The 6,386-nt window shown below is 69.0% G+C and carries 9 protein-coding genes and 1 tRNA gene; 3 read left to right on the top strand and 7 right to left on the bottom strand.

Going from position 1 to position 6,386, the window contains the following annotated elements; all coding sequences use genetic code 11:
* Nucleotides 1-431 precede the first annotated feature (431 nt).
* Complete coding sequence (locus tag EES42_RS36995; RefSeq protein ID WP_124722549.1) at nucleotides 432-731, top strand: hypothetical protein; 300 nt, start codon at nucleotides 432-434, stop codon at nucleotides 729-731.
* Nucleotides 732-914: 183 nt separating this feature from the next.
* Here the strand turns inward: EES42_RS36995 and EES42_RS36990 are convergent, their stop codons facing one another.
* Complete coding sequence (locus EES42_RS36990) at nucleotides 915-1,094, bottom strand: hypothetical protein (RefSeq protein ID WP_124722548.1); 180 nt, start codon at nucleotides 1,092-1,094, stop codon at nucleotides 915-917.
* 181 nt (nucleotides 1,095-1,275) lie between these two features.
* On the opposite strand from EES42_RS36990, the gene EES42_RS36985 reads away from it, so the two are divergent.
* Nucleotides 1,276-1,524 carry a hypothetical protein gene (locus EES42_RS36985; RefSeq protein ID WP_241196836.1) on the top strand — a complete coding sequence of 83 codons (249 nt, stop codon included), beginning with the start codon at nucleotides 1,276-1,278 and terminating at the stop codon, nucleotides 1,522-1,524.
* Between the two features lie 11 nt (nucleotides 1,525-1,535).
* Here the strand turns inward: EES42_RS36985 and EES42_RS47425 are convergent, their stop codons facing one another.
* The 6 genes from EES42_RS47425 to EES42_RS45210 form a co-directional block, all read right to left on the bottom strand.
* Nucleotides 1,536-1,667: a hypothetical protein gene (locus EES42_RS47425; protein WP_266487691.1), complete on the bottom strand. Its 132-nt coding sequence runs from the start codon at nucleotides 1,665-1,667 to the stop codon at nucleotides 1,536-1,538.
* Nucleotides 1,668-1,876: 209 nt separating this feature from the next.
* Complete coding sequence (locus EES42_RS36980) at nucleotides 1,877-2,635, bottom strand: SDR family NAD(P)-dependent oxidoreductase (protein ID WP_124722547.1); 759 nt, start codon at nucleotides 2,633-2,635, stop codon at nucleotides 1,877-1,879.
* A 25-nt stretch (nucleotides 2,636-2,660) separates the two neighbouring features.
* Complete coding sequence (locus EES42_RS36975) at nucleotides 2,661-4,007, bottom strand: MFS transporter (RefSeq protein WP_124722546.1); 1,347 nt, start codon at nucleotides 4,005-4,007, stop codon at nucleotides 2,661-2,663.
* Between the two features lie 79 nt (nucleotides 4,008-4,086).
* A complete protein-coding gene (locus EES42_RS36970) occupies nucleotides 4,087-4,671 on the bottom strand; it encodes a TetR/AcrR family transcriptional regulator (protein WP_124722545.1) in 585 nt (194 codons plus the stop codon).
* Between the two features lie 72 nt (nucleotides 4,672-4,743).
* Nucleotides 4,744-5,007, bottom strand: coding sequence for a helix-turn-helix domain-containing protein (locus EES42_RS36965; RefSeq protein WP_241196835.1), 264 nt, complete (start codon nucleotides 5,005-5,007; stop codon nucleotides 4,744-4,746).
* A 101-nt stretch (nucleotides 5,008-5,108) separates the two neighbouring features.
* Nucleotides 5,109-5,258, bottom strand: a complete 150-nt coding sequence (locus tag EES42_RS45210) for a hypothetical protein (RefSeq protein WP_164495466.1) — start codon at nucleotides 5,256-5,258, stop codon at nucleotides 5,109-5,111.
* Nucleotides 5,259-6,178: 920 nt separating this feature from the next.
* On the opposite strand from EES42_RS45210, the gene EES42_RS36955 reads away from it, so the two are divergent.
* Nucleotides 6,179-6,252, top strand: a tRNA-Ala gene (locus EES42_RS36955).
* The last annotated feature ends 134 nt before the right edge of the window (nucleotides 6,253-6,386 follow it).

The following is a 6,386-nucleotide window of genomic DNA, read 5'->3' as shown; positions in this document are numbered from 1 at the left end:
ACGACGCACCGTCAGGCACCTGCAACCCAACAACGTGACAACACCATCAGGATGCCTCCTTCTCGCCGACCACGTCAGTGCGGGCACAGCGCATTGTCGCCTTCGAGCGGGAGCAGTTCTGACGTGCCCGCCCATGCACCAGCCCACGACCGCCCGGAAGCAGGCCGCGTCCGGGACGACGCCAGTCTCAGGGAACACATGACGAGACAGCTCGCGCACCGCCCGGTTCCGCCGCTCCACCGCCTGCGTGATGCCCGGGCTGTACCCCAGGGCGTTACTCCTGCAGCCGGATACTCCGGCCGCCCGTGCTTGTCGGCGATCCCGGCGATGATGGCGAGACGATCGTCAGCTTCGGGAGGGGAACCGTGACACACGTTTGGATCATGCGGAGGAGGAACAGTCCGCCGGTCGGGACCGCCAGGTCCAGTCTGGTGCGTGCCGACGCCATCACTCGGTTGAGCATGTACGACGGTTACGTTCGGGCTTCCGAACTCGGCTCCGACGAGGTCGCAGTGCTGGCCAAGGCCGAAGACGGCGGGCACAACGCTCCACCGCTGCCAGGGGATTTCCACACCGATCTGATCTTCGCGATCACCCAGGCACGGCGGGACGCGCGCAACGCGACCGACGACCCGGACGAAGAGGACCGCATCCTGATGGCCCAGCTCGAAGACGGGGACTGGGTCTGGAAGACGTTCAGGCCCTCCGAACCCGAGCCGAAGCCTTCCTGAACCGTCCGCACTGCACGAAGCCCCGGGGCAAGGCTATGACGCCCCAGGGCTTCGCTGTGCACGTGGACGCCCGGTTCAACGACCCGGGCCCGGCCCGGTCACCGGCTCAGGGCACCGCTCCCGTCTTCCGCTGGAAGTGAACGAAGCCAGGCGCCCGAACACCTCACTCAGGTACCCCCGGCTTCAGGCCCGGGGTACCACAAGGTCAAGGAGCACGGTGGTGAGTCCCAGAGTGAGCTCCTCGACCGCGCGGACCTGCTCCCGAACAGGGCGAGGAAAGTGGGCGACCTCCCAGTCGGTGACGGACTGGCCCGGCGGGCGGGCAGCCCAGGCGCGCTCCAGGCCGTCGGCAATGTCCGCCACCGAGCCCATCCCGGTGTGGACGACCGTGGGTCGGTGGAGGCGGCACCCCGGGGTGCCGCCTGAATCCGGCACCTCCCCCGTCGCACGCTGGCTGATCATCTCGCTGACACGGCCTCAACCCCCGTGACAGGGTGCGGTGATCGGATCAGTAGACGGCAGGGGGGCTCCCGTGGAAGCACGGATGCGGAACGGACTGGTCAGCGTCGCAAAGCAGACGTACACCGCATCGCTGGGTGAGGGGGCTGTGCCGCGCCCGCTGATGATGCCGCTGGTGCGCGGCGGGCTGGTCGGGCTGATCTTCTGGGTCCGCCCGCTCAAGGTCGGCCAGGACGCGCTCGCCGGGATCGCGGAGCTCGCGAACATCGCCGCAGCGGCCGGCTCAGACGAGGTCGACTTCGATGCGGAGCAGCCCGAGCCGACCGTGGCATGAATGCCCCCGCGTCAGTCATGGACCGTGACCGTCGTCGAGTGTCCGGCAGCATCAAGGCCGCCGAAGTCCGGTACGCAGGTCCGTGCGGTGAGGTCGAGACGCACGAAGTGCGCCTTGGAGACCTCCGGGATTCCACCCTTCAACCGTGCCTCGGCTTCCTTGCCACGGGCCTCGCTGCGGCAGGCGAGGACCGTTCGAGGGCCACGACGGGCCAGTTCGCGGATTCCGCAGATGCCGCTGTTGGCGTCGGCGGCACCGCAGTGCGGCAGCTCTGGTCGGGATGTGGCTCGCGTTCCAGCCCCTCGTGGCGGAGTTCCTTGCTGGGGAAGGTGCCGCCGAAGCCTACGAGCCGTCAGGCCGAGGATCCGCTGTCGATGACCAGGTCGGTGCCCACTACCGCGCCGGCCGCGGGCGAGGCGAGGTAGAGCACCGCGGCCGCCACTTCTTCGGCCTCCGCCACCCGGCCAAGCGGAGTCGCCGTCTTCATTCGCTCGGTACGGCCGGCCTCGGTCTCACCGGGCAGCAGCGACATGGACGTGGCAGCGGGACCCGGGCTGACCGCGTTGATGCGGATGCCCTGGTGGATGTGGTCGAGAGCGGCGGCGCGGGTCAGCGCGGAGACCGCTGCCTTGGAGGTGATGTACGCGGCGACGTTCGGGATCCGCAGGTGCGCGCCCAGGTTGGAGGAGATGTTGACGATGGCGCCGCCGCCGTTCTCCTTCATGTGGGCGATCTCGTGCTTCATGGCCAGCCAGACGCCGGTGACATTGGTCCGCAGCACCGCGTCCCAGTCCTCCTCGCTCACCTCTCCGACGGCTACGGTGCCGCGGAGTATCCCGGCGTTGTTGACCGCGATGTCCAGTCCACCGAAGCGGGTAACGCTCTCGCGTACCAGGTTTTGGAGCTGGCCGGAGTCGGTGACATCGGCGGTGACGGCGGTGGCCGTGCCGCTGGTGGCCTCGATGAGACCGACCGTCTCGTCCAGGAAGGCCGCGGTGCGTCCCGCGGCGACTACGGATGCGCCCTCGGCGGCGAAGGCGAGCGCGATCGCGCGGCCGAGGCCGGAGCCTGCGCCGGTGACGAGGACGGTCTTGCCGGTGAAGCGGTTCATTTCGGTGACTCCCTTGAGTGATGGATTACTTGGTGCGGTGGTTCAGGAGGGCCACGACGGCGAGGGCGGCCCCCGTCGCGGCCAGGGACGAGGCGTCGCTGCCGAGCGTGAGCAGGACGGCGAAGAGGACGGTCGGGCCGAATTCCATCGCAGTGTTCAGCACGCCACCCGCGAGCCCGGTCTGCTGCTGCGGTACACCTTCGGTGGCGAGCACGGCGGCTCCCGCGAAGGAGGCCGCGGTGCCGGCCGGCAGCAGCACAAGGCCCGGCAGCAGTCCATACGCGTACCAGGTGTGCGCATCGAGCCCGGTGAACGCGAGCAGGACGAGCCCGGCCGCGCCCGTGCCCAGCCCGGCGGCCGTGACGGCTCGGGCCCCGTACCGGCCGATGAGCGGTCCTGCCGCCCGGCCCGAGGCGATCAGCGCGACGGCGAACGGCACGAATGCGGCCGAGGTCTGCAACTGTGACCAGTCGCGCGCCTGCTGGAGGTGGAGTGAGAGAACCACGAAGGTCATCGCGGTCCCGCAGGCGCTCAGTGCGATGGCCGTGAGGGCGAGGGCCCGCCGCCGGTCAAGCAGGAAGCGGGGTGGCAGCAGCGGGTCGCGGGCCCGGCGCTCGGCGTACCAGAACGCGGCCAGCAGCGCGGTCCCGCCGAGCATCGGCACGAGCACGCCAGCCGACGACCAGGGGCGGGCGTCGGTGACGACGAGCCCGTAACTGGCGAGGGTGATCCCGGCGGTGGCGAGCAGAGCACCCGGCAGGTCAAGAGTCCTGCCCCGGTTTGGTGCGGTGTCCGGCAGCAGCCGGGGCGTGAAGGCGAGGGCTGCGATCGCCACCACGAGTGGTACGGCGAAGGCCCAACGCCAGGAAAGCAGCGCTGAGATGACGCCGGAGAGCAGATTGCCCACGGTCGCGCCGAGTACCGAGAGCCCGCCCCAGGTGGCCATCGCCCTGCCGTACGCGGTGGGGGAGGGGAAGACGGCGCGCAGCACGGCCATGGCGGCTGGCGCGACGAGGGCCGCGCCGGCTCCCTGTGCGAAGCGCGCCGCGAGCAGTGCCCCGATGCCGGGGGCGAGCGGGGCGGCGGCCGAGGCGGCGGCGAAGAGGACAAGGCCCGCGGTGAGGGCGCGCCGCCCGCCGTAGCGGTCGGCGAGGCGTCCGCCGAAGAGCACCAGCCCGGCGAAGGTCAGTCCGTAGGCGGCGCTAAGCAGGATCAAGTCAGCGCGATCCAGGCCGAATTCGCGCCCGATGGGGGGCAGCGGAACAGCGATCGCCGCGAGCGTGAAGATCAGCGTGGTCTGGACGCTGCCGAGGAGGACGAAGGCGCATCGGTGTCGCATGGTGGCGACGCGGGCGGCGCCTGCGGCAGTCATGTCTCCCCCTTGATATTTGACCGATCGGTTCATTATTTGGGCGCGCGGAAGGGAGCCCGGTGGCTCCGGTGAGTGTGATTCAGTCCAGCAGGGTCAGCGCCTGCTCGGCCGCGTCCCGCACTCGGGCGGGATCGTTCGACGCCTTGCCGACGATCCGTACGCCCTGCAGCAGGACGAGCAGCATGCGGGCCAGCGCGCGCGGATCGCGGTCCTCGGGAAGCTCGCCCTGGCCCTGGGCCCGTACGAGCGCGGAGTGCAGTGGGGTCTCGAGGTGCTCCCAGCTGATCTCGACCCGGCGGGCCGCAGCAGGGTCGTGCGGGGCCAGCTCGGCCGCAGTATTGGTGACGAAGCAGCCGTTCAGTCGCCCTTCCGGGGAGGCGGCTTCCGCGGCGAAGCGGCGCACCACCGCCCGAACCGCAGGCAGCGCGGGGCCCGGCTGGGACAACTCGACCAGGAGAAGCGGGTCGCGCATCTCGGCGTACCGGTCCATGGCCTTCAGATACAGCTCACGCTTGCTACCGAAGGTCGCGTAAATGCTGGCGCGGCCGATACCGAGGTGCTCGACGAGGTCCGTCACTGACGTCGCTTCGTAGCCGCGCCGCCAGAACAGCTCAAGGGCCGACTGCAGCGCGGCGTCCGGATCGAATTCCTTGGTCCTGGCCACGTCGAAGACCATAGGCGCATCTAGAACGTACGGTCAAATAACTGGGCGCCGTGGCCAGGTTCGTGAGGGCTCCTAACTTCCTCCGCGCTCCAAGACCCGGTACACCGTCGCCCGGGAGACGGAGAAGAGTTCGGCGAGATCGGCGATGGTGTGCTCGCCGCTGCGGTGTTCCTTGATGAGATGGGCCTGCTGGCGGGGGTCAGCTTGGGCTGCTTGCCCTTCAGCTTGCCTTTGGAGCGGGCGACGGCCATGCCTTCGCGTGTCCGCATTCGCAGCAGGTCCAGCTCGAACTCGGCGAAGGTGGCCAGGATGCGAGCGCCTGAGCGCACGCCACACCCCGCCTCGACAGATCGGCGGGCGCAGCGGCTGCCAGCAAGGGAGAGTGCCCGATCACCGCCGGACGGCCGCTTCTGGGGCCCTGCACGAGCCAGTCGGTGTCACAGCAGCTGAACTGCTGTCCGGGCCGGGCGGTGCGGCGGCCCGTCGAGAGCAAACTGCATGCGCTGCTGCTCGTCGGTGCCTGTGGCGATCACGTCGGCGAGGCTCCTGGCGTCGTCCAGGAACATGCTGGAGCCGGAACCGGTCATCGGACTGGGCAGGTAAGCGGCGCCACCGACCAGAGCCCTGCGACCGTTGATGAACCGGGGCTACGTCAGCTATCCCACGGCCCCGAGGAAGATCGCGCGGCCAGCCGTCGGCACGTGCAACAGCTCGATCAACTGGTGGTTGCAGACCGCCAGTGGAAAGCTCAACACGCTGCACTTGACAGGAAACATGCTCTGTCGGTGTAGAGCTCCGTGGTCAGCCGGCCGCCGCAGCCCCCAAGCAGGGTTCCGCACCAGAAGGTGTCGCTCTCGTGAGCGTGACGGAAGGCGTCCAGTTCGATCGCCTCCATCGGCAGCATCAAAGGCTCCTCCGAGCCCGCACTGCCCAGCGCTGCCGTCTGAATCCGCCGCTTGTCAGCCCGCACGCAGTCCCCCATCTATCCCGTCAAACCATCGTGTCACCAGCGGACTTCACCAACCAGACCACTTTTCAGCTCTCCTCATGCCGTACGACCCAGAGGTCTGGGCGCGGTCGCCGGCGTGATCGTGGGCAAACTGGACCGTTGGGCCGCGAGGCGCTGCAGGACCCGCGCCCGGGACACGTCACTGGGACGCACCTTCTGCTGGGCGGCGGCTCTGACGTGGAAGAAGTGGTGCTCCAACTGGAGGAACGGGGCCGGCGGCCGCGCCGACTACGAAGCCTGCCCCGGCAGCCCCGGCCGATGGCACTGGGCCGGCGACGTCCCCTGACTCCGGCCGATGCCTGCGACGGCATCCCTCCCCCGCCACCGGGCGCAGAGCAGGTGGCGCCCGTCAACCACCGCCAGGCTCACCCTTCCTGGCTTCGTTCACTTCGAGGGGTTCTGGCACAGGTTCTGTGATGTCGTCGCGCTGAGCGTTCAGTCCTCTTGGATAAATTCAGAGCGCTGGGGTCAGGGTACTCGTATGATCGCGTGCGGGATGGGGCTCGTAGCGCAGCGGTTGTCGCGCCTTCACCGCATGTGGGAGGACGCCGGTTCGAATCCGGCCAGCCCCATCTCACTCTGGCTCATACCAGCAGGACGCGTTTCCGTAGGAGTTGGAAGCCCGCGCGCACCCTTCGAGGAACAGCACTTGTCGATGAGTTTGAGCAGCAGTTAGCGATCTTCGGTGGCCGGAATGTTCACCAGA

Origin of the sequence: Streptomyces sp. ADI95-17, from assembly GCF_003846175.1 — a bacterium.
Classification (GTDB): domain Bacteria; phylum Actinomycetota; class Actinomycetes; order Streptomycetales; family Streptomycetaceae; genus Streptomyces; species Streptomyces sanglieri.
The sequence above is the reverse complement of the archived record's forward strand: the minus strand, read 5'-3'. Positions and strand labels throughout refer to the sequence as shown.

What these genes read in the sequence shown, in the direction of transcription:
- EES42_RS36985 (WP_241196836.1), top strand. Translation starts at nt 1,276, where the DNA reads ATGCGGAACGGACTGGTCAGCGTCGCAAAGCAGACGTACACCGCATCG.
- EES42_RS36980 (WP_124722547.1), bottom strand. Translation starts at nt 2,635, where the DNA reads ATGAACCGCTTCACCGGCAAGACCGTCCTCGTCACCGGCGCAGGCTCC.
- EES42_RS36975 (WP_124722546.1), bottom strand. Translation starts at nt 4,007, where the DNA reads ATGACTGCCGCAGGCGCCGCCCGCGTCGCCACCATGCGACACCGATGC.
- EES42_RS45210 (WP_164495466.1), bottom strand. Translation starts at nt 5,258, where the DNA reads ATGACCGGTTCCGGCTCCAGCATGTTCCTGGACGACGCCAGGAGCCTC.